Source organism: Agrobacterium sp. BT-220-3, from assembly GCF_025910175.1.
Classification (GTDB): Bacteria; Pseudomonadota; Alphaproteobacteria; order Rhizobiales; family Rhizobiaceae; genus Agrobacterium; species Agrobacterium oryzihabitans.
The window spans coordinates 29,302-51,760 of sequence record NZ_JAPAIX010000004.1 but is presented as its reverse complement, the minus strand read 5'-3'; the positions used below and the strand labels follow the sequence as shown (position 1 = coordinate 51,760).

The following is a 22,459-nucleotide window of genomic DNA, read 5'->3' as shown; positions in this document are numbered from 1 at the left end:
TGCGTGTGCATCTCTGGCAGATTGCCGGTTCGCGAGAACACCGATGATTGAATCTGCACATTTGAATGATGGTAAGATGCAGACTATATGATGGTGTGGTTTTCGATTTTAAATGGCGGTTTTGGTAAAAGATGGGCTTTAGCGACTTTATCACATTGTTTTTTCTCGTTGCAGCGGTGCTGATCTTCTTTCAGCTGCGTAGCGTTCTCGGCCGCCGAACGGGCAATGAGAAGCCGCCATTCGATCCCTATAGCCCGCGCGACGTCGCGAAAGGTCCCGTCACGGACGATAACAAGGTCGTGACCCTGCCGAAACGTGGCGAGGCGGAGGATGAAAACCGCTTTGCCGAAGCTGATGCGCTTGCGCCCGTGGACTCCGCATTAAATGCCTCCCTCAGGGACGTGATGACCAAGGATCCGACATTCCGCCCGAAGGAGTTCCTGAACGGCGCTCGTATGGCCTATGAAATGATTGTCATGGGTTTTGCCGATGGCGACCGCAAGACGCTGAAGAACCTTCTGTCGAAGGAGGTTTTTGACGGTTTCGATGCAGCCATTTCCGAGCGCGAAAGTCGCGGCGAGGTCGTGAAGTCCACCTTCGTCGGCATCGAAAAGGCCGATATCACCCAGGCGGCCGTTCGAGACTCGGAAGTGCAGGTCACGCTGAGGCTGGTCAGCCAGCTGATTTCTGCCACCTATGACAAGGACGGCAAGCTGGTGGATGGTGATCCGGATGCGGTCGCAGAGGTCGATGATATCTGGACCTTCTCGCGCGACATTCGTTCGCGCGATCCGAACTGGAAGCTGATCGCTACCGAATCCGAGCAATGAACACGCCCTTTTCAATCGATGAAGTGTCTTTCCGCGATCTGCCTGGGTGGCGGGAAGACAATCCCAGCAAGCTTTTTGCAGCGATGGGAACGATCCTGTCGCATCTGCGGAATGCGAAACCCTACAGGACCGGCGCGCTGGGCGTCACCGCCGCTGAACTGGTTTTGCTTCTGGAAGCCGCCGACGGCAACGAAGCGGATAGCCCGGAACAGGCGCGCCGCTTTTTCGAAACCAATTGCGTACCCTTCAAGATTTCTCCGTCCCAGGGAAAGAGCGGTTTCGTCACCGCCTTTTACGAACCGGAACTGGAAGTGTCTTCCACACCGGACGAGATCTGGCGTTATCCGATCTATCGCAGGCCGCCGGAACTGGTGGATATCGGCGACGATAATCGTCCCACCGGTTTCGATCCGACCTATGCTTTTGGCAAAGAAGGCGAAGACGGGATTTCCTATTTTCCCGACCGTCGCGCCATGGATGAAGGATATCTGGAGGGCAGGGGTCTTGAGATCGCCTGGGCGAAATCGAAGGTCGACCTGTTCTTCGTCCACGTTCAGGGCGCCGCCCGTCTGGTGTTTCCGGATGGTGCGGTAAAACGGGTAACCTATGCGGCGAAAGCCGGGCATCCGTTTTCGCCGATAGGCCGGCTGCTTCTGGATCGCGGAGAACTCGATCCCAAAACCGTCTCGATGCAGACCATTCGCAAATGGCTCGCCGATCATCCCGACGACGTGGATGGCGTGCTCTGGCATAACCGCTCCTATATTTTTTTCCGGGAAGCGGATGTTGCCGAAGACGATATGGGACCTATTGCCGCCGCCAAGGTCCCGCTGCTCGCTGGACGGGCGCTTGCGGTGGACAGGCTCATCCACACATTCGGTTTTCCCTTTTTCATCCATGCGCCGTCATTGACCCATCTGGATGATGGAAAACCATTCGCCCGGCTGATGCTGGCGCTCGATACGGGGTCGGCCATCGTCGGCCCGGCGCGCGGCGATATTTTCACCGGCTCCGGTTTCGAAGCCGGCGAACTTGCCGGTACGGTGCGCAATGATGCCGATTTTTATATACTGCTGCCACGTGTTGCTGCGGAAAGGTATCGGCGATGAAAGGCAGTCGAAAGCTTGGCAAGGAAGAACGCATCCTGTGGGGTAAGGTCGCAAGGACAGCGCGGCCGATCTCCGGCAGGCTGGAGGATTTGCTGGCTTTCGACGACATAGAGGAAACCCCGGCAGAGCCCGTTATTGCGCAAACGGGCAAGGGCCTCTTTCCACGTATGCTTGCGGAGCCGGCGGAGCTGCCGCCTGTTTCACCGGACAAGAAGCCTCGAATTCATCAACCGCTGGAAAAACCGGTCAAGCGAAAGCTCACCCGCGGCAGGCTGCCGCTGGAGGGGCGGATCGATCTGCACGGCATGTTCCAGAGCGAGGCCCATGCGGTTCTGCTTGATTTTCTGTTGCGCGCACATGAGCGTGGTCTTCGGCATGTGCTGGTCATTACCGGCAAGGGCCGTTCCATCGGCAGCGACGGCGCGCTGAAGAGGGCGGTGCCCATGTGGTTCTCCAAACCGGAATATCGCCATTTGATTTCTTCCTATGAGGATGCATCGGCCAATCATGGCGGCGACGGCGCGCTCTATGTGCGGCTGGCACGCCGGAAGGGTGACAAATCATGACGCCCTTTGCCGAGGCGGTGCGACAGCTTCGCGAACGCAAGGGCGTAACGCAGAAGGAAATGGCCGCCGCCATCGGCGTGTCGCCAGCCTATCTTTCGGCGCTGGAGCACGGCAAGCGTGGCAAGCCGAGCTTTGATCTCCTTCAGCGCATTGCCGGATATTTCAATATTATCTGGGACGAGGCGGAGGAATTGTTCTTTCTCGCCGGCTCGTCCGACCCGAAGGTGGTGATCGACACCATCGGTCTGCCACCACAATATACGGCTTTCGCCAATCGTCTGGCGCGGGATATTCGCAAGCTGCCACCGAGTATGATAGAGGAACTGTCAGCGGTGCTGCAAAAAAGCCGTTCTTGCGATTGAAACCCCTCTATCCCCTGCTTTATGCAGCATCCGGAAGCATGCGGCCTTTGGGATTGGGTGTAGAATTTCTATAGTCGCATGTCGGATTTGAGTGATTCGCTGGCTTCAGGCCTTCTCACTGAAAACTTGGCCAGGAAAACTTTGGAAAGAGTACTTATGACCGAAACATCGTCAAGCGAAGTCGGCGCGAACACGGAATACGGAGCCGATTCGATCAAGGTCCTCAAGGGTCTTGATGCCGTGCGCAAACGGCCCGGCATGTATATCGGCGATACCGATGACGGTTCCGGCCTGCATCACATGGTCTACGAAGTGGTCGACAACGCCATCGACGAGGCGCTCGCGGGCCATGCCGATCTGGTGACGGTGACGCTGAATGCCGATGGATCGGTGACGGTGACGGATAATGGACGCGGCATTCCGACCGACATCCATTCTTCCGAAGGCGTTTCCGCAGCCGAAGTCATCATGACCCAGCTGCATGCGGGCGGAAAATTCGACCAGAACTCCTACAAGGTTTCCGGCGGTCTGCACGGTGTGGGCGTTTCGGTGGTGAATGCGCTTTCCGTCTGGCTGAAGCTCAGAATCCGCCGCAATGGCAAGCTGCACGAAATCGGCTTCACCCATGGTGTCGCCGATGCGCCGCTCTCCGTCATTGGCGAATATGAAGGTCGCTCCGGCACGGAAGTCACTTTCCTCGCGAGCCCGCAGACCTTCACCATGACGGACTATGATTACGGCACGCTGGAGCATCGTCTGCGCGAACTGGCATTCCTGAATTCCGGCGTGCGCATCCTGCTCACCGACAAGCGCCATTCCGATATCAAGCAGGAAGAGCTGCTGTATGATGGCGGGCTTGAAGCCTTCGTGCGTTATCTGGACCGCGCCAAGAAGCCGCTGGTGGACAAGCCGGTCGCCATCCGCGGCGAAAAGGACGGCATCACGGTCGAGGTCGCGCTGTGGTGGAACGACAGCTACCATGAAAACGTGCTCTGCTTTACCAACAACATTCCCCAGCGCGACGGCGGCACCCATATGGCCGGTTTCCGTGCGGCGCTCACACGCCAGGTAACATCCTACGCCGAAACATCAGGCATCCTGAAAAAGGAAAAGGTGAGCCTGCAGGGTGAGGACTGCCGTGAAGGTCTGACGGCCATTCTTTCCGTCAAGGTTCCCGATCCCAAGTTTTCGTCGCAGACGAAGGACAAGCTCGTTTCGTCCGAAGTGCGCCCGGTCGTGGAAAGCCTCGTCAACGAGGCTCTCTCCACCTGGCTGGAAGAACATCCTTCCGACGCAAGGATCCTTGTCGGCAAGGTCGTGGAAGCGGCCGTCGCCCGCGAAGCCGCCCGCAAGGCACGCGAACTGACGCGTCGCAAGGGTGCGCTCGATATCGCCTCTCTGCCCGGCAAGCTTGCCGACTGCTCCGAGCGCGATCCGGCGAAATCCGAACTCTTCCTCGTCGAGGGCGACTCCGCCGGCGGTTCGGCCAAGCAGGGCCGCTCGCGTGAAACCCAGGCCATCCTGCCGCTGCGCGGTAAGATCCTCAATGTCGAGCGCGCGCGTTTCGACAAGATGTTGTCCAGCCAGGAAATCGGCACGCTGATCACTGCGCTCGGCACGTCGATCGGCAAGGACGAGTTCAACGCCGACAAGCTGCGTTACCACAAGATCATCATCATGACGGACGCCGACGTCGATGGCGCCCATATCCGTACCCTGCTTTTGACCTTCTTCTTCCGCCAGATGCCGGAACTGATCGAGCGCGGCCATCTCTATATCGCCCAGCCACCGCTTTATAAGGTGACGCGCGGAAAATCCGTGCAGTACCTCAAGGATGAGAAGGCGCTGGAAGAATACCTCATTTCCATGGGTCTTGAGGAAGCATCGCTGACCCTCGGCACCGGTGAGGTTCGCGTTGGCGCCGATCTTCGCGAAGTTATTCTCGATGCGCTGCGCATGCGCTCGCTGATCGATGGTCTGCATTCCCGCTACAGCCGTTCGATTGTGGAACAGGCCGCCATTGCCGGTGCGCTCAACCCTGAGCTTTCGGCCAATGCGGCACGTGCCGTGGAAACGGTTGCCGAAGTTGCCCGCCGTCTCGACATGATTGCGGAAGAAACCGAACGTGGCTGGACGGGTACGGTGCTTGATGACGGCGGCCTGCGCTTCGAGCGCATGGTGCGCGGCGTCAAGGAAGTTTCGACGCTGGATATGGGTCTCATCGGTTCGGCCGATGCCCGCCATATCGATCAACTCGCAGCCCGCACGCGTGACATCTACGTGACGCCGCCGGTTCTGCAACGCAAGGACGGCACCATGGAGCTGCCAGGTCCGCGTGCGCTTCTGGATGCGATTTTCGCCGCCGGCCGCAAGGGGCTTTCCATGCAGCGTTACAAGGGCCTCGGTGAAATGAATGCCGAGCAGCTTTGGGAAACGACGCTTGACGCCAATGTCCGTTCGCTTCTGCAGGTCAAGGTCAATGATGCGACCGATGCCGATGGCCTGTTTGCCCGCCTGATGGGCGACGAGGTGGAGCCGCGCCGTGACTTCATCCAGGAAAATGCCCTGAGCGTTGCCAACCTCGACATTTAATCCTGTGGAGCGTCTCACGTAACGATTCACGTGAAACGAAACTTTAATAAAAGGCCCGGCGGTTGTTTTCCGCCGGGCCTTTTTGTTGATCGGATATCAATCGGCCTTGCCGGTAAAACGCCCCTTGAAAGCGACGTCCGAAAGGGGAAGGCGCTTGCTCGGCACTTCCCGTTCCGCCAGATCTTCGGGAAGGACGGTCTTGTCGGTCAGCGTGCCGATGGCAACCGCTGCCTCCACCTTGTACCCATCAGGAACATTGAGCTTTTCCACGATCTGGTCTTTCAATATGCCGGCCATGCCATGGGCGTGGTAACCGAGCAGATGGGCCTGCATGGCGAGCGAAAACCATGCCGCACCGGCATCGAAGGAATGGGTCGCTGAAGGTTTTTTCTCGCCTTCTCGCGAAATATTGTGGTCGCGGGAAATGACGAAGAGCAGCACGGAGGCATTTTTTGCCCAGCGCTGGTTCCCCTCCATCAGAAGTTCCACGAAGAGCGGCCAGTCCTCGCTATCCTTGTGTGCATAGACAAATCGCCATGGCTGATGATTGGATGCCGAGGGTGCCCAATGCGCCGCATCGAGAATGGTCAGCAGATGCTCTTGCGGCATGGCGTTGCCATCGAAGGCGCGCGGAGACCAGCGATCGAGGAAAAGGGGATCGACGGGATATTCTGATTGCCGGGAATTGCTGTTCGTCACGGGCCATGTCCTTTTGATTGCCGGGAAGGAAAAGGTATTTTTCGAAAGTCGGAGCAGTCAAGGGGTGACAAGTATGAATGCATCGTTCATATATGCATCACCTTGTCAGACAACCGGGAGAGAGTTCCATGAAATTGATGCGCGTTGGCCAGCCTGGCCAGGAAAAGCCTGCGATCCTCGACGCGGAAGGAAAAGTCCGCGATTTGTCCGCCCACGTGAAAGATATCGGCGGCGATGCCATCTCTCCCGAAGGCCTCAAGAAGATTGCCGCCATCGATCTTGGCACTCTTCCGGTCCTCAACGAAGAGCGCATCGGCGCCTGCGTCACGGGAACCGGAAAATTCATCTGCATCGGCCTCAACTTCTCTGACCACGCCGCTGAAACGGGTGCGACCGTACCGCCGGAACCCGTCATTTTCATGAAGGCGACCTCGGCGATCGTCGGTCCGAACGATGATGTTGTCATTCCGCGCGGCTCCGAAAAAACCGACTGGGAAGTCGAGCTTGGTGTCGTCATCGGCAAGACGGCAAAATATGTTTCGGAAGCCGATGCTCTCGACTACGTTGCCGGTTATTGCGTCTCGCACGATGTTTCCGAACGCGCCTTCCAGACGGAGCGCGCCGGGCAGTGGACCAAGGGCAAGTCCTGCGACACCTTCGGCCCGATCGGCCCCTGGCTCGTCACGAAGGACGAAATCACCGATCCGCAGAACCTCGGCATGTGGCTGAAGGTGAATGGCCAGACGATGCAGGACGGTTCCAGCAAGACCATGGTCTACGGCGTTGCCCATGTCGTTTCCTATCTCAGCCAGTTCATGTCGCTGCATCCCGGTGACGTCATCTCCACCGGCACGCCTCCCGGCGTCGGCATGGGCCAGAAGCCGCCGCGTTATCTCAAGACCGGTGATGTCGTGGAACTCGGCATTGAAGGCCTCGGTTCCCAGAAGCAGACCTTCGTCGCCGACATCTGATTATCGACAAGTGTTCAACTGAAATTGAGGCGCCGGGGGGAAACCACCGGCGCCTTCGATTTTGTGCAGTTGCGAAAAGCTGCTATGGTCAAAAAAAGAGCGTGATCCGCGAGGGAGGCGTAATCAGTGTTCTACCACCTTTATGAAATGAACCATGCGGCGATGGTGCCCCTGCGCGCGGGTGCCGATATGATGCGCCAGGCCTGCAGCAATCCATTGAACCCGCTTTCCAGCACCGCCTTCGGGCGAAGCCTCGATGCGGGCTTTGAGGTGTTCGAGCGTCTGACACGCCGTTACGTCAAGCCGGAGTTCGGCCTTGGCACCACGACCGTTGATGGCGAGACGGTTGCTGTCACCGAAGAAATCGTCTGGTCGCGTCCCTTCTGCAACCTCGTTCATTTCAAAAAAGAACTTGATACGACCCGCAAAGCGGATCCGAAGGTGCTGCTGGTAGCGCCGATGTCCGGCCACTACGCCACATTGCTGCGGGGAACGGTGGAGGCGCTGCTGCCATCGGCGGATATATACATCACTGACTGGATCGATGCCCGCATGGTGCCGGTGACAGAAGGCACCTTCGATCTCGACGATTACATCAGCTATGTCATCGATATGCTGCGTGAGATTGGACCGGGTGCGCATGTGGTTGCCGTCTGTCAACCCTCGGTGCCGGTGCTCGCGGCCGTTTCCCTGATGGAAGCCGATGGGGATGGTTTCGCACCGGCATCCATGACGCTGATGGGGGGGCCGATCGATACGCGCATCAATCCCACAGCCGTCAACGGCCTGGCCAAGGCCAAGCCCATCGAGTGGTTCCGCGATAACGTCGTCATGCAGGTACCGTGGCCGCAGCCTGCTTTCGGCAGGTCCGTTTATCCCGGCTTCCTGCAATTGTCCGGTTTCATGTCCATGAACCTCGACAAACACATGACGGCGCATAAGGATTTCTACCTCAACCTCGTCAAGAACGATGGCGATTCCGCCGAGAAGCATCGCGATTTTTACGATGAATATCTGGCCGTCATGGATTTGACGGCGGAATTCTATCTGCAGACTGTCGAAACCGTTTTTATCGACCATGCGCTGCCGAAGGGAAACATGCAGCACAGGGGCAGGGCGATTGATCCCGCTGCCATTCGAAATGTCGCCTTGTTTACCGTGGAAGGTGAGAATGACGATATCTCTGGTGTCGGCCAGACCAAGGCGGCCCATGATCTGTGCCGGAACATCCCGGATGAAAAGCGCGCCCACTATATGCAGCCCGATGTCGGCCATTACGGCGTTTTCAACGGGTCGCGGTTCCGCAAGGAAATCGTGCCGCGTATGGTGGAATTCATCGGCAAACACCAGACTGTCTAGCGCTGGAAGACAGGCGATGCCGCGCATTTGCGTGGCCAAGCCGGTGTCGAATCGGCTATGAACCATTCATGTTTTCGCTTCTCAGAAAATCCGTGAAGTCGCCGGCGTCAAAAAAGACCGCACCGAGCCAGCGCACCGTCGAGGTGGCCGGACGGCACGTCCCCATCACGGTGAGGGAAAACCCGCGGGCCACGCGCATTACCTTGCGCATCGAACCCGGCGGTCGGGCACTAAAGCTGACGATCCCGCAGGGCCTGCACCACCGACAGGTTGATGATTTCCTTGAAAGGCATCAGGGCTGGCTGGAAGGCAAGCTTTTGAAAATCGGTCCTGACGACGGTTTGGGTCATGGCGCGACCATCGATATTCGCGGCATATCCCACCGCATAGACCACACCGGCAGCCTGCGGGGCCTGACCCATATATCCCGGGACGCCGACGGCACGGCGGTTCTGAAAGTCAGCGGCGCGCCCGAGCATCTGCGCAGAAGGGTGGCGACCTTTCTGAAAAAGGAAGCGAAGGCTGATCTGGAGAAGCTGGTCGCGTTCCATGCGCGTGCCGCCGGCCGACCTGTGCGGTCCATCAGCATGAAGGACACCCGCAGTCGCTGGGGATCATGCTCGCATGATGGAAATCTGAGCTTCTCATGGCGCATCGTCATGGCGCCGGAGAAGGTCATCGATTATCTTGCCGCCCACGAGGTTGCGCATCTGAGTGAAATGAACCACGGCCCGAAATTCTGGGCCCTGTGTGAAAAGCTCTGCCCGCATACTGACGAAGCCAAGGAATGGCTGAAACGCCATGGCTCCAGACTCCACGCCATCGATTTCGATTGAAAGTGGAGGCGTGGATCGCCATCTGGATTCACGTGAAACATTCCAGAGAAAACGGATGCGATTTGGCTCGACTCTTGTCGCATTTCATGTCAGGTCGCGGGTATGAAACCGGATATCAAGATTTGCGGATTGAAGACACCGGAAGCGCTGGAGCGCGTCGTCAGGCGCGGCGCCTCCCATGTCGGTTTTATTTTCTTTGAAAAGAGCCCGCGCAACATCGAACCCGATATTGCCGGCAGGCTGGCGGAAGCCGCCCGCGGCGCCGCCAAGGTGGTCGCCGTCACCGTCAATGCCGACAATGATTATCTCGATGAAATCGTCGATCTCGTAAAACCGGACATCCTGCAGTTGCATGGCAATGAAAGCCCGGAGCGGCTGCTGAATATCAAGGCGCTGTATGGCCTGCCTGTCATGAAGGCGATTTCCATTCGCGATGCCGCTGATCTTGCCAAAATCGACCCTTATATTGGAATAGCCGACCGTTTTCTGCTGGACGCCAATGCGCCCGCCGGTTCCGAGCTGCCTGGCGGCAACGGCGTCTCCTTCGACTGGACCATCCTGCGATCACTTGACGGAAGTGTGGATTACATGCTTTCCGGGGGATTGAACAAGGACAATGTCGCCGAGGCGCTGGCGGAGACCAGGGCAAGCGGACTAGATTTATCGTCCGGTGTGGAAAGTGCGCCGGGCGTCAAGGATCTGTCCATGATCGACGCATTTTTCGATGTGGTGAATGATTGGTCGAAAGGCCCAAAGGGAGCTTGAAGTGAACGACGCGCCAACACCCAATTCTTTTCGCGCTGGTCCCGATGAGGACGGCCGTTTCGGCATTTACGGAGGTCGCTTCGTTGCCGAAACGCTGATGCCGCTCATTCTGGATTTGCAGGCGGAATGGGACAAGGCCAAGACCGATCCCGCGTTTCAGGCGGAACTCAAGCATCTCGGCGCGCACTATACCGGTCGTCCGAGCCCGCTTTATTTTGCGGAACGCCTGACGGCGGAACTTGGCGGCGCGAAGATCTATTTCAAGCGCGAAGAGCTGAACCACACCGGTTCGCACAAGATCAACAATTGCCTTGGCCAGATCCTGCTTGCCAAGCGCATGGGCAAGACCCGCATCATCGCCGAAACCGGTGCCGGCCAGCACGGCGTTGCCTCCGCAACCGTCGCCGCACGCTTCGGCCTGCCCTGCGTCGTTTATATGGGCGCGACGGACGTTGCCCGTCAGGCCCCGAATGTGTTCCGCATGAAGCTCCTTGGCGCTGAAGTGAAGCCGGTGACGGCCGGTCACGGCACCCTGAAGGATGCCATGAATGAGGCCCTGCGCGACTGGGTTACCAATGTCGAGGATACCTATTACCTGATCGGCACTGCGGCTGGCCCGCATCCCTATCCGGAAATGGTCCGCGATTTCCAGGCCGTCATCGGTGAGGAAGCCAAGGCGCAGATGCTGGAGGCGGAAGGCCGCCTGCCGGATCTGGTCGTCGCGGCTGTCGGCGGCGGCTCTAATGCCATCGGCATCTTCCATCCTTTCCTCGATGACAAGAATGTCCGCATCGTCGGCGTCGAAGCCGGCGGCAAGGGCCTTTCGGGTGACGAGCATTGTGCTTCGATCACAGCCGGTTCGCCGGGCGTGCTGCATGGCAACCGCACCTATCTGCTGCAGGATGAGGACGGCCAGATCAAGGAAGGTCATTCCATCTCCGCCGGCCTCGATTATCCCGGCATCGGCCCTGAACATTCCTGGCTGAACGATATCGGCCGCGTGGAATATGTGCCGATCATGGACCATGAGGCGCTGGACGCCTTCCAGATGCTGACCCGCCTTGAAGGCATCATTCCAGCTCTTGAGCCGAGCCACGCCCTGGCCGAGGTCATCAAGCGCGCGCCGACGATGGGCAAGGATGAAATCATCCTGATGAACCTCTCCGGTCGCGGCGACAAGGATGTCCACACCGTCAGCAAGTTCCTTGGAATGGATGTATAAGATCATGACTGCACGTATGGACAAGCGCTTCGCCGATCTGCGGGCGGAAAATCGCCCGGCCCTGATCACCTATTTCATGGGCGGCGACCCGGATTTCGAAACCTCGCTCGGCATCATGAAGGCCCTGCCGGAAGCAGGCGCAGATGTTATCGAGCTTGGAATGCCGTTTTCCGACCCGATGGCGGACGGCCCGGCGATCCAGCTGGCGGGACAGCGCGCGCTGAAAGGCGGCCAGACGCTGAAAACCACACTCGATCTCGCCCGCGAGTTCCGCAAGGGTGATGACGCGACCCCGATCGTGATGATGGGATATTACAATCCGATCTATATCTACGGTGTCGACAGGTTTCTGGATGATGCGTTGGCGGCCGGTGTCGATGGCCTGATCGTGGTCGATCTGCCGCCGGAAATGGATGATGAGCTCTGCGTGCCTGCCCTGGCGCGCGGCATCAATTTCATCCGTCTTGCCACGCCGACGACGGATGGCAAGCGCCTGCCTGCCGTTCTTAAAAATACCTCAGGTTTCGTTTATTACGTCTCGATGAACGGTATTACCGGCTCCGCACTTCCCGATCCCTCGTTGATCTCGGGCGCTGTCGGTCGTATCAAGGCGCATACGGAACTGCCAGTGTGCGTCGGTTTCGGTGTCAAGACGGCCGATCATGCTAAAGCGATCGGTGCCGTGGCGGATGGCGTGGTGGTCGGTTCGGCCATCGTCAACCAGATTGCGGGCAGCCTGACCAAGGACGGACAGGCGACCGCCGACACCGTGCCGGCCGTCACGACGCTGGTAAAAGGACTTTCAACGGGCGTGCGCGCGTCGCGCCTTGCCGCTGCGGAATAATCGCGCGGCCCAGTCAGGAGTAGTCAGTTGAACTGGATCACCAATTACGTACGGCCCCGGATCAATTCCATGCTTGGCCGCCGCCCGGAGGTTCCGGAGAACCTGTGGATCAAGTGCCCGGAAACGGGCGAGATGGTCTTCCACAAGGACCTCGAGGATAACAAGTGGGTCATCCCGGCTTCCGGTTACCACATGAAGATGCCGGCAAAGGCGCGTCTCGTCGATCTTTTTGATGGCGGCGTGTATGAGGCCTTGCCCCAGCCGAAGGTGGCGCAGGATCCGCTGAAGTTCCGCGATTCCAAGAAATACACCGATCGCCTGCGCGACAGCCGCACGAAGACAGAGCAGGAAGATACGATCCTTGCCGGCGTTGGTATGCTGAAAGGCCTCAAGATCGTTGCCGTCGTGCATGAATTCCAGTTCATGGGCGGTTCTCTCGGCATTGCGGCGGGCGAAGCCATCGTCAAGGCATTCGAGCGGGCCATTTCCGAGCGTTGCCCGCTGGTCATGTTTCCGGCCTCCGGTGGCGCTCGCATGCAGGAAGGCATTCTCTCCCTGATGCAGCTGCCGCGCACCACGGTTGCGGTGAACATGCTGAAAGAGGCGGGCATGCCTTACATCGTGGTTCTGACGAACCCGACGACGGGTGGTGTTACGGCTTCCTACGCCATGCTGGGTGATGTGCATATCGCCGAGCCCGGTGCCGAAATCTGCTTTGCGGGCAAGCGCGTGATCGAGCAGACCATTCGCGAAAAGCTTCCTGAGGGCTTCCAGACATCGGAATACCTGTTCGAGCACGGTATGGTCGACATGGTGATCGACCGCCGCGAGATCCCCGATACGCTGGCCAGCCTTCTCAAGATCATGACGAAAGCGCCGGCGGAAGCAAATGCGGTCGTTCCGCTTGCGGCTTCGGCCTGATGAAAAATATCTCACCCGAAGGCGGCAAATCGCCTTCGGGTGATGTTATACGTTGCATGATTTCATTTCTGATGCGGCGGACAAAATGGCCAAGACAACGCCTGAAAGGCGGACAGAAGACATGACGAAGCCCGCAATCGGCGAGGCCGAACAGATCATCGAAGAGCTGATGCAGCTCCACCCCAAGGGTTTTGATCTTTCGCTGGATAGAATTTCCCGTCTTCTCGAAAAATTGGGTAGCCCTCAGAAAAGACTCCCACCGGTCATTCATGTCGCAGGCACTAACGGCAAGGGTTCGGTTACGGCCTTCTGCCGCGCATTATTGGAGGCGGCGGGCCTTTCCGTCCACGTGCACACCTCTCCGCATCTCGTGAACTGGCACGAGCGTTATCGGATCGGGGTTTCCGGCGAGAGGGGCCGTTATGTCGAGGACGCCGTCTTTGCGGATGCGCTGCGCCGTATTGAAGCTGCCAATGGCGGCCAGATGATAACGGTTTTCGAAATCCTGACCGCCGCGATGTTCGTGCTTTTTGCGGAGCAGCCCGCTGACGCCGCTGTCGTCGAAGTTGGGCTTGGCGGGCGCTTCGATGCGACCAATGTGATCAACAACCCGGCCGTTTCCGTTATCATGCCGATATCACTCGATCATCAGGCCTATCTTGGAGATCGGGTGGAACTGATTGCCGCTGAAAAGGCCGGCATCATGAAATCGGGTTCTCCCGTCGTCATCGGCCACCAGGAATACGACGCGGCGCTGGAAACGCTTGTTGCCACGGCGGAGCGTCTCGGTTGCCCTGCATCGGTCTATAGGCAGGATTTTTCCGCCCATGAAGAGTTTGGCCGCATGGTCTATCAGGATGAGTTCGGCCTGACCGATGCGCCGCTGCCGCGGCTCCCCGGCCGCCACCAGCTTGCCAATGCCGCTGCCGCGATCCGCGCCGTCAAGGCGGCCGGTTTCGAGGTGACGGAGCGGATGATCGAAAAGGCCATGACGACAGTGGAGTGGCCCGGCCGTCTTCAGCGCGTCCTGACCGGCAAAATCGCCGACATGGCCCCGAAGGATGCGGAGATCTGGATCGATGGCGGCCACAACCCGGGTGCCGGCGAAGTTATCGCTGAAGCCATGGCGGGGTTTGAGGACAAGACGCCACGTCCGCTGTTCATCATTGCGGGCATGATCAATACCAAGGACCCGGTGGGCTATTTCAAGGCTTTTGCGGATATCGCCGAATATGTCTTCACCGTACCGATCGGCGGTACCGATGCGGCGATCGACCCCGTCGTGCTTGCCCATGCGGCCTTTGATGCCGGTCTGGTGGCAGCGCCTACATCTTCCCTCACCGAAGCGCTGGACGAATTGTCACGCCGCTTCGATCCCGAAGGGCCGGCGCCGCGTATCCTGATCGGCGGTTCGCTTTACCTTGCCGGAAATGCGCTCGCACTGAACGGCACCATTCCCCAATAAAAAAGCCCGGCATCGCTGCCGGGCTTTTCTTATTCCATCAAAAATCGCTTATGCGGCGCCGGAAATCCAGGCGGAAAGCGCTGTCTTGGGAGCAGCACCAACCTTGATATCGGCCACTTCGCCGCCCTTGAACATGGCGAGCGTCGGGATCGAGCGAACGCCGAATTTGGCGGCCAGTTCCGGGTTCTCGTCGATGTTGAGCTTTGCAACCTTGACCTTGCCGGCAAGCTCCGAAGAAATCTCTTCAAGGCTCGGGGCGATCATCTTGCAAGGGCCACACCATTCGGCCCAGAAATCCACCACGACTGGTTCGGCGGATTCGAGGACTTCGGACTGGAAGTTGGCGGCATCGACTTTTACGGTAGCCATATCTGGCTCTCCTTTCAGCTAAACTTTTCCGCTATGATGTGATGCGGGCGCGGCGAAATTTCAATGCCCCGGTATCTCACTTTGTCTTTATTGCGGCAAGGGCCTGCTTCATGGCATCGTCATCTACCGTCACAAAAGCAGCATTTTCCGTGTAGATCAACGCGCAGACGAATTCCTTGCCGGGATAAAGCGGTGCGAGGATTTCGCGATAAATGGCAAGCTGCGCCGTGTGGGAAAAGGGTATTTCACGCGCCTCGCGCGGCGGTACGCGGTTGGTCTTGTAATCGACCAGAATGACCCGGTCGCCATCCACCGCCAGCCGGTCTATACGGCCAGAAACGGCATAATGCTGCCTGCCGATCGTCATGGTTCCCATGATGGAAACTTCCGCACGGCTGTTGGGTGAAAATGCCGGCTGTACCGCCGGTTCGGACATCACCCGCAGGACGGCCCGTATCAGATGTTCGCGTTCATTGGGTGGCCAGAAACGGGCAGCGCGTTCCGCATAGCGGCGGGCCGCCTCTTCCCGCTCACTCTCGGTAAAATCCGGAAGGGCCTGCAGCATGCGATGCACCAGCCGGCCGCGTTGCAGCGCCAGTGAGGATGCATCGGCTTTTTCGCCGAACAGCGGTGAACGCACGGCCAGATCGTCGGCACCGTCATCGATGATGGTGCCCGCGCCGGAAGGGCTGAGCGGTCTCGGCAGGGAGGGTAGGGCAGGCAAGGGGCCGAGAAGTCCCGCCGGAAGCGCATATTCTTCGTGCTGCTGCGGTTCGGTCAGTCTTTGCGGGGCGGGTGTCGGGCGGGCCTCGGACTTGCGCCAGACCAGCCCCTGCCATTCCTCGCCGTCGGCCGCAAACAGTTGCGGCTGCGAGTGTTTTTCATTGTCGGCAAGTGCTGCCTTTACGATGGCATGCCAGCATTCGGGATTTTCCTTCTGGCCGCGATAACCACAAACGACCAGATGATCGGCAGCGCGTGTCATCGCTACATAAAGCAGCCGGCGATATTCATCTTCGGCGGCCGTCTTCAGGCGGTCCTCGTCAGCGCGAATGAGATGATTGGAAAAACCGCTGCCCGGCAGCCAGACGGGGAAGGCGTCGCCGTCCGCTTCCACGAAGCGCAGTTTCGGCACATGGCTGTGGTTGAAGGCTTTCGATCCGCCATCAACGACGAAAACAACCGGCGCTTCAAGACCCTTGGAGGCATGCACGGTCATGATCCGCACTTCACCGCGATCCTTGTCCTGTTCGCGCTTCACCTCCGGCGAATCCGTTTCCAGAACGGAAAGGAAGGCCTGCAGGCCGGGCAGGCCTGTCCTCTCATGGTCAAGCGCAAAGGACAGGAACTCGTCCAGAACATCGCTCGCCTCGTTGCCGAGACGGCCGAGGAACTTCTTGCGACCGTCATGCAGGGTCAGAACCGCGGCAAAGAAATCATGCACGGTTGCCGTTTTTGAAAGCGCGATGAAGTTTTTGAGTTTGCTGACCACTGCGGAAAAGCGGCTGCTCTCATCCTGCGAAAGTGTCTGCAATCTCTGCCACACGCTCTCCATATCGGATCGCGAGGCAGCCGCATCGAAAACATCATCTTCGGTGAGATTGAAAATAGGGCTTTTCAAAAGTGCTGCCAGCGAAAGATCATCCTCGGGCAGCACGACAAAACGGCCAAGCGCCAGAAGATCCTGGACGGCGATGTGGTCGGTCAGGCGAAGACGGTCGGCACCGGCAACGGGAATGTTCTTGCGTCGTTTCAGCTCGCGCGTCAGCGCGTTGACGAAGGCGTGGCGTTTTCTGACCAAGACCAGAATGTCGCCCGGTTCGACGGCGCGTTCCACGCCCTTTTCGATGATGGTCTGGGTCCCGATCATCCCGGCAATGCGCGCGGCGATCCGGCGAGCAACGATGGTGGCCGGCGCGCTTTCCCGAAGTGCATCGAAAGGTGCTGTCCAGTCTTCTTCGTCCTCGGCGGTTTCCGGCGCAACCATATCCCAGACTTCCACCGTGCCGGGGTGGCCGGCGCGGTTGGAACGGTGTTCGACAGGCTCGTTATCGGCGCTGAGGCCACTGGCATTTTTGGGGTCGGAGAAGACCTGATCGACGGCGGCCAGCACATCTTCCGTGGAACGGAAGGACAGCGGCAGGCGGATGCGGTGAAACGCCTGCTCGACCGAATCGACGCGCCTTTTTGTCTCGTCGCGCTCCTGGGAGAACCGTTCCGGCCTTGCGCCCTGAAACGAATAGATCGACTGCTTTTCGTCACCCACTGCAAAAAGCGTGCGCCGGCCTAGGCGGGCACTCTCGCCGGTGAAGAAATCCGCCGCCAGCGACTGGATGATTGACCATTGCACCGGGCTCGTATCCTGCGCCTCATCGACGAGAATATGGTCTATGCCCTGGTCCAGCTTGTAATGCACCCAGGCACCCGCCGTATCGCGGTTGAGGAGGTTGGCGGCGCGTTCGATCAGATCTTCGAAATCGAGCTGGCTTCGCTGCTTTTTCAGATCCTCGAAATCGCCGATCAACCGCTCGGCCAGAACAAGCGCACATTTCGTCGCCTCCAGCATCCGCACCAGACGATAGCGGTTGCGGCAGGCAACGACATGGTCCCGCGCAAGCGTCAGCGCGTCGAGGAGATCAGGTGCCGATTTCTGCATGCCCTTGTTGATGACATAGGCATCGGATTTTTTCTCGCCCTTGGCCGTCAACAGCGCGGCCTCGATGAATTCCATGCGCCGCACGGAATCCGTCTGCCGTTTCGCTTCCCGCAGGGCATAAGCGACGTCGATGACGCGCGATCCGCCCACTTCGTCGGCAAGCGTGAGATATGTATCGAGGGAAAGCCCGAAGAGGCCGGGCAGGGGCCAGAAGGCCGCCGCTGCCGTCTCTTCTGTTTCACCCGCTTCAATCTGCATTGCCTGCCGCAATTGGGCATCGATGCCATCAGCCTGTTTTGCCTCGATCAAAAAGGCGCGAAGGGCGCTGCGATTGGCGATGATGGCGGTCAGAAGCGATTCAAGTCCGCTTTCATCTGCCAGATCAAGCACATAAGCGAGAGACTGCGCGAGATCAGTGTCTCCCTCCGTCGAAACCGCCGTTAGGAGCGAACGGCGCGCCTCGGCCAGCAGGGTGGTTGCGGCACGGTCATCAAGAACCGAGAAATGGCCAGCGACATTGGCCTCCAGCGGGAACTGATGCAGCAGCGCTTCACAGAAAGCGTGGATCGTCTGGATTTTCAGCCCGCCCGGCGTTTCGAGCGCCTTGGCGAACAGCCGCCGCGCTTCAGCAAGCTTGATGCGATCCGGCACCTTGCCTTCGATGGCGGCAATGCGGTCCTTAAGATCATTATCCGGCAATGTAGCCCATTCCGCCAGGCGGTCGAAAACGCGGCTCGACATTTCAGAAGCCGCCGCCTTGGTATAGGTGAGGCACAAAATCGCGGAGGGTCGGCATCCGGCCAGAAGCAGGCGGATGACGCGTTGGGTCAGAACATGGGTCTTGCCGGATCCGGCATTGGCCGAAACCCAGGCGGAGCTTGCCGGATCGGAGGCGAGCCGCTGCCGGTCGCTCGTCCAGTCGATCCAGCTTTGAGGGGTGTCCGTGGCGGGCCCGTGATCGATAGGGTCAATCATCATCGCCGTCTCCCGGTTCCGCCGTCGACCATTCCGAAACCCGGGCGAGGTGGTCATATTCCCCGCCATAGGATTGCTGCTCCTCCGGCACCAGCCGTGAGGCAAAGCCATTCTCGCCATCACGCAGCGAACGCACGAATTTGGCCAGCTGGTCGATGGATTCGGTTGCCAGTTCGATTGCCGATTTGGGTGCTTTCTTGCTACTCCGGTTGGAATGTTCGTTATTCACCTGGTCGGCAAAAAAACGCTCACCTGGCCGCAGGCGCACATAGATGAGGTTTTCCGGCGTATGCGAACCCGCCTCGCGGAAGGCGCCGCGCATCAGCGCTGCCGCTTCGAGCGCAAGCTGCGGGTCAAGCAGCGCGCGCGCCTGATTGACTGACGGCGCGAGCCCCGTCTTGTAATCGATAATATCCGCCTGACCGCTGGTCTTGATGTCGATACGGTCGGCGATACCAGTCAGCCTTATGCCTGCCTCGGGGATTTCCTGTCCGGCGCGGGCTTCGAAAAAGCTGCGGCGGATGGATGGGTGTCGTTCCTTCTCCCAGTCGATAAAGGCGCGCGCCACCGCCTCGAATCGCGGGCGCCAGATGACATCGACATGCAAGGGAAGATCTTGCGCATCGAAACTTTCATCCAGAATACGCTGCATGGCCTCAAGCGATGCCGGCGTGCCCGGAATATGCCCCTCGCGGGAATAACGTTCGATGATTGCGTGATAAAGCGTACCACGGTCGGCGGCGTTGGGGTCGCGATTGAACGGGTGGAGAGGATCGAGCCGCAGGATGCGCCGCGCATAGATCGAATAGGGATCGCGGCGCAGCCTGCCCACTTCGCTGAAGGAATAGCTTTTCGGATGTAGCTCCGCCGGAGGCTTCGGGGCCGGGCGTTTTGCCGCTTCCTGGTCAATGCTCGCGTCCATCAGACCCGCCCAGTGGCGATAGGTCTCGCCACGCTTCTTCAGCTGGTCGGCGAAATCCTCGCCGCCGAGTGCCAGCAATCGCTGCAGCCAGCGTGATGCGACGGCGGGTGTCGAACCTTGTCTGAGCGCCCGGCTGTAAAAAATCTGCCGCGTGCCGTTCGCCATCTCGAAATCATGCGCCAACTGGCCGATCCGCCTCTCCGGCGGCTCCAGGCCGATGGCTGTCTTCATGTTGCGGGATAAAAATGGATTGTTTGCCGTCTGGCCCGGCCAAAGCCCTTCGTTGAGGCCGCCGATCACCACGGTGTTGACGCTCTGCAAACGCGCTTCGAGCGCGCCGAAGATGAAAATTCGTGGATGGCGCATGGATCGCGGTTTGATCGATTCGCCGGCCACCAGTGCCGCGAAGATATCGGCCCATTGCGGACCGTCAGCATCGAGGATTTCGCCGCTTTCCATCAATTCGCCGAACAGGCCGGAAAGCTTGTCGCCTGCCTCGCCGGACCAGAGCGCGGCAAGATCATTGTTTTCATCGGCGCAAATGGCTTCGATCACCCGGCCGGTCCGCTCCGCCCAATCGGAAAGCGGTAATTTATCCGTGAAAGACCGGCCCGACCTGTCGCGTCGAACGAATGCAGCACCGAGCGGCTCTATCGAAACGGCGATCCGCCGCGCCAGATCGTGTGCGGCCTCCACGCTTCCCTCCGGCAGTGCCAGCCGCCAGGCAGGCGGGTGCCGATCATCGCGCTGCGCCACGAGTTGCGCGTCGAGAACCGCCTCCAGATTGCCGATTTCAGTTTCGACGCGGCCGCCTCTGAGCGCGATCAACTCCAGCGCTTTAGATGCCGTCGTGAATGCTTCCTCAGAAAGCCCGAAACGGCTGAGCGGATGTTTCAGAAGGGAAATGACCGGCACCGGATCTCCGGGCCTGAGGATCGCTTCCAGCGCCAGTTGCGTCAGCCCCGCCTGTGGCGTGGCGGATAATGGCGTGCCGGCCGAATCATCGGCTTCGATACCGAAGCGCTGCAGTTCCGTCGCAACGCGCCGCGCCAGTCCGCGGTCGGGCGTGATCAGCGCTGCCTGAGACGAACGCCCGGCACCCGGCGCTTCAAGCGCCAGCCGCAGCGCCACCGCGATTGCGGTTGCCTCTTCCCGCTCATTGGCAGCTTCTATCAGGGTCGCCGCTGCGAAAGCATCGTCGAAAAAGCCGGGCTGCTTCTCCTCACGCCAGCGGTTCCAGTCGCTGGTGGATTTGGCCGGCGCGAGTGCCGCTGAAAACACCGCCGCGCGTTTTTCGAGATCGCTGTCGACAGCGCCGATCTGAACGACATCGTCGCGCATGATGCCGAGCTTCTGCAAAAGCATGTAAAGCCCATATTGCGAATGGGTGCGGCTGGAAGGGTCGGTGGGGTCCTCGGCAATCGCCTCCCATTGCTCCTCCGGCATCGAAAGATCGAGACCTGGAAGCACGACCACGCCCTGCGGCAGGGAGGCAACGGAGGCGATGAGGTCAGCTGCCGCCGGAATGGAGCCCGTGGAGCCCGCAACGATGATCGGTCCGGTATCCGGCAGATTAGCAAGCCGGTTGGCCTCCGCCCGCAGGATGCCGTTTCGATGCCGGCCTGCGGAGGTGCGGTTGAGCTCGGCGAGACGGGCAGGCCAGAAGATGCTGGCGATCTTCAGGAAATCCGCCGTCAGCTGCCACCATTGGGCGTGATCGCCGGTATCGAGATGCTGAAGAGCTTCCCATTCCTTTTCTTCGGTATCCATCGCATCGATCACCTCGCCGAGCGCGCGCGCCAGCCATATGGCGTCGGCGGGGCTGGCGGGGGCGACGAGCGGTGAATCCGAATGGATCGCCCTGATGGCGTCCGGCAGGCTGTTGCGCCATGCTAGAATGAGGCGCGCCAGCTCTATCAGCCGGCCGGTGCCGGAGATCGGCGGCGCCAGATCCATGATCTCGGGATTTTCAATTTCGAAGAAGCCGCTGTCGTCATCCGTTTCGCCGAGTGGCCGGATGAGCGGCAGAATGGCGGATCGACCACCCAGAAGATCGACGAATTCGGAGCGCAGCACGCGGGCGGAGCGCCGGGTCGGCACATAGATCGTCACCTTGGCGAGCGAAAGCGGATCGGCCGGGTCATATTGATAGCCGGATGTCAGTGTCCCGTCACACAGCGTTTCCGCGAGCGTCTTGAGGAACGGTGTTCCCGCGGCGATCGTCAGGACGCGCTTTGCGTGGTGGGTCAAAGTCATGCAGAGCGCTTTTCCCTATATTGCCGGATAATGCTTTCGGCGTCTTCTATCGCATCCGGCGTGCCGACGGTGATCCAGTGGCCATCCAGTGAAAGCCCGAAAAGCCGGTCTTTTTCGATGGCGCGGTCAAAATAGATATTAAGATTGAAGGCATCCGTCGGCGCATCGTCAAGCAGGCGCGAATCCATGGCGATCGCCCCGGCATAAACCACCGGGTTCGGATCACCGTCGCGATAACGCGCCAGTTTGCCACTGGCAGAGAGGTTGAAATCCCTCTTGCCGTTATGTCCGGTTGTGCGGTCCATGTCGACGCAGAGCAGCGCCATATCCATGTGCGTGGCATCGAAGAATTGCGCAAGCTTGCGCAGATTGCTGACGGCATTCAGCTGCTCGCCAATCCAGAAAAGATCGGCGTTCATGACGAAGACGGGACCGGGCTCCAGAAGTTTCAGGCCCTTGGCAAGCCCGCCACCGGAATTCATCAGCTGCGACCGCTCGTCGGAAATCAGGATCTCGGCATCCGAGCGGGTTTCAAGGTGGGCGATCATCTGTTCGGCATGGTGATGCACATTGACGACGATCCTCTCGGCCCCGGCTTCGACAAGGGCATCGAGCGCGTAGTCGATCATCGGCTTGCCGGCGATCTTGACGAGCGGCTTCGGTATCGTATCCGTGATCGGGCGCATCCGCGTGCCGAGCCCTGCGGCAAGCACCATCGCGTTCTTGATCGTCATCGTGGT

18 protein-coding genes are annotated in these 22,459 nt (G+C 59.4%); 13 read left to right on the top strand and 5 right to left on the bottom strand.

Annotated features, from left to right (window positions below; all coding sequences use genetic code 11):
• Positions 1 to 131: 131 nt before the first annotated feature.
• The 5 genes from OK142_RS13495 to gyrB all read left to right on the top strand — a co-directional run bounded on the left by OK142_RS13495 (position 132) and on the right by gyrB (position 5,459).
• Entirely contained in the window at positions 132 to 830 is a 699-nt protein-coding gene (locus tag OK142_RS13495) for a Tim44/TimA family putative adaptor protein (protein WP_216330434.1), read from the top strand.
• Positions 827 to 1,939 carry a murein transglycosylase A gene (mltA, locus tag OK142_RS13490; RefSeq protein WP_498683304.1) on the top strand — a complete coding sequence of 371 codons (1,113 nt, stop codon included), beginning with the start codon at positions 827 to 829 and terminating at the stop codon, positions 1,937 to 1,939. Before OK142_RS13495 ends, mltA begins: the two co-directional genes overlap by 4 nt.
• Positions 1,936 to 2,505 (top strand): Smr/MutS family protein, encoded by a 570-nt coding sequence (locus tag OK142_RS13485; protein WP_498683302.1) that lies wholly within the window; start codon positions 1,936 to 1,938, stop codon positions 2,503 to 2,505. Before mltA ends, OK142_RS13485 begins: the two co-directional genes overlap by 4 nt.
• Entirely contained in the window at positions 2,502 to 2,867 is a 366-nt protein-coding gene (locus tag OK142_RS13480) for a helix-turn-helix domain-containing protein (RefSeq protein ID WP_003492812.1), read from the top strand. Before OK142_RS13485 ends, OK142_RS13480 begins: the two co-directional genes overlap by 4 nt.
• 156 nt (positions 2,868 to 3,023) lie before the next feature.
• Positions 3,024 to 5,459 (top strand): DNA topoisomerase (ATP-hydrolyzing) subunit B, encoded by a 2,436-nt coding sequence (gene gyrB, locus OK142_RS13475; RefSeq protein WP_498683300.1) that lies wholly within the window; start codon positions 3,024 to 3,026, stop codon positions 5,457 to 5,459.
• A gap of 96 nt (positions 5,460 to 5,555) precedes the next feature.
• On the opposite strand, the gene OK142_RS13470 is transcribed toward gyrB, so the two are convergent.
• Positions 5,556 to 6,158, bottom strand: coding sequence for a nitroreductase family protein (locus OK142_RS13470; RefSeq protein ID WP_498683298.1), 603 nt, complete (start codon positions 6,156 to 6,158; stop codon positions 5,556 to 5,558).
• Between the two features lie 128 nt (positions 6,159 to 6,286).
• Between OK142_RS13470 and OK142_RS13465 the strand changes: the two genes are divergently transcribed.
• From OK142_RS13465 to OK142_RS13430, 8 genes are all read left to right on the top strand, one after another.
• Positions 6,287 to 7,129, top strand: a complete 843-nt coding sequence (locus OK142_RS13465; protein ID WP_080836351.1) for a fumarylacetoacetate hydrolase family protein — start codon at positions 6,287 to 6,289, stop codon at positions 7,127 to 7,129.
• Between the two features lie 126 nt (positions 7,130 to 7,255).
• On the top strand, positions 7,256 to 8,488 hold the full coding sequence (locus OK142_RS13460) for a polyhydroxyalkanoate depolymerase (RefSeq protein ID WP_498683297.1): 1,233 nt from the start codon (positions 7,256 to 7,258) through the stop codon (positions 8,486 to 8,488).
• 68 nt (positions 8,489 to 8,556) lie between these two features.
• The gene (locus OK142_RS13455; protein WP_498683295.1) at positions 8,557 to 9,324 is read left to right on the top strand and encodes a M48 family metallopeptidase; all 768 of its coding nucleotides are present in this window, start codon (positions 8,557 to 8,559) and stop codon (positions 9,322 to 9,324) included.
• A gap of 102 nt (positions 9,325 to 9,426) precedes the next feature.
• Positions 9,427 to 10,089, top strand: coding sequence for a phosphoribosylanthranilate isomerase (locus tag OK142_RS13450; protein ID WP_498683294.1), 663 nt, complete (start codon positions 9,427 to 9,429; stop codon positions 10,087 to 10,089).
• 1 nt (position 10,090) lies between these two features.
• Entirely contained in the window at positions 10,091 to 11,311 is a 1,221-nt protein-coding gene (gene trpB / locus OK142_RS13445) for a tryptophan synthase subunit beta (RefSeq protein WP_216330441.1), read from the top strand.
• A gap of 4 nt (positions 11,312 to 11,315) precedes the next feature.
• Complete coding sequence (trpA, locus tag OK142_RS13440; RefSeq protein ID WP_035241931.1) at positions 11,316 to 12,155, top strand: tryptophan synthase subunit alpha; 840 nt, start codon at positions 11,316 to 11,318, stop codon at positions 12,153 to 12,155.
• Positions 12,156 to 12,182: 27 nt separating this feature from the next.
• Positions 12,183 to 13,076, top strand: coding sequence for an acetyl-CoA carboxylase, carboxyltransferase subunit beta (gene accD / locus OK142_RS13435; RefSeq protein WP_003492828.1), 894 nt, complete (start codon positions 12,183 to 12,185; stop codon positions 13,074 to 13,076).
• Positions 13,077 to 13,161: 85 nt separating this feature from the next.
• Positions 13,162 to 14,541, top strand: a complete 1,380-nt coding sequence (locus OK142_RS13430; protein WP_498683293.1) for a bifunctional folylpolyglutamate synthase/dihydrofolate synthase — start codon at positions 13,162 to 13,164, stop codon at positions 14,539 to 14,541.
• Positions 14,542 to 14,589: 48 nt separating this feature from the next.
• Here the strand turns inward: OK142_RS13430 and trxA are convergent, their stop codons facing one another.
• From trxA to OK142_RS13410, 4 genes are all read right to left on the bottom strand, one after another.
• Entirely contained in the window at positions 14,590 to 14,910 is a 321-nt protein-coding gene (gene trxA, locus OK142_RS13425; protein ID WP_003492832.1) for a thioredoxin, read from the bottom strand.
• 76 nt (positions 14,911 to 14,986) lie between these two features.
• Positions 14,987 to 18,544 (bottom strand): double-strand break repair helicase AddA, encoded by a 3,558-nt coding sequence (addA, locus tag OK142_RS13420; protein ID WP_498683291.1) that lies wholly within the window; start codon positions 18,542 to 18,544, stop codon positions 14,987 to 14,989.
• Positions 18,534 to 21,719 (bottom strand): double-strand break repair protein AddB, encoded by a 3,186-nt coding sequence (addB, locus tag OK142_RS13415; RefSeq protein ID WP_498683290.1) that lies wholly within the window; start codon positions 21,717 to 21,719, stop codon positions 18,534 to 18,536. Before addB ends, addA begins: the two co-directional genes overlap by 11 nt.
• Positions 21,716 to 22,453: a nucleotidyltransferase family protein gene (locus OK142_RS13410; protein ID WP_498683287.1), complete on the bottom strand. Its 738-nt coding sequence runs from the start codon at positions 22,451 to 22,453 to the stop codon at positions 21,716 to 21,718. The genes addB and OK142_RS13410 overlap by 4 nt, the downstream gene beginning before the upstream one ends.
• Positions 22,454 to 22,459: the final 6 nt, after the last annotated feature.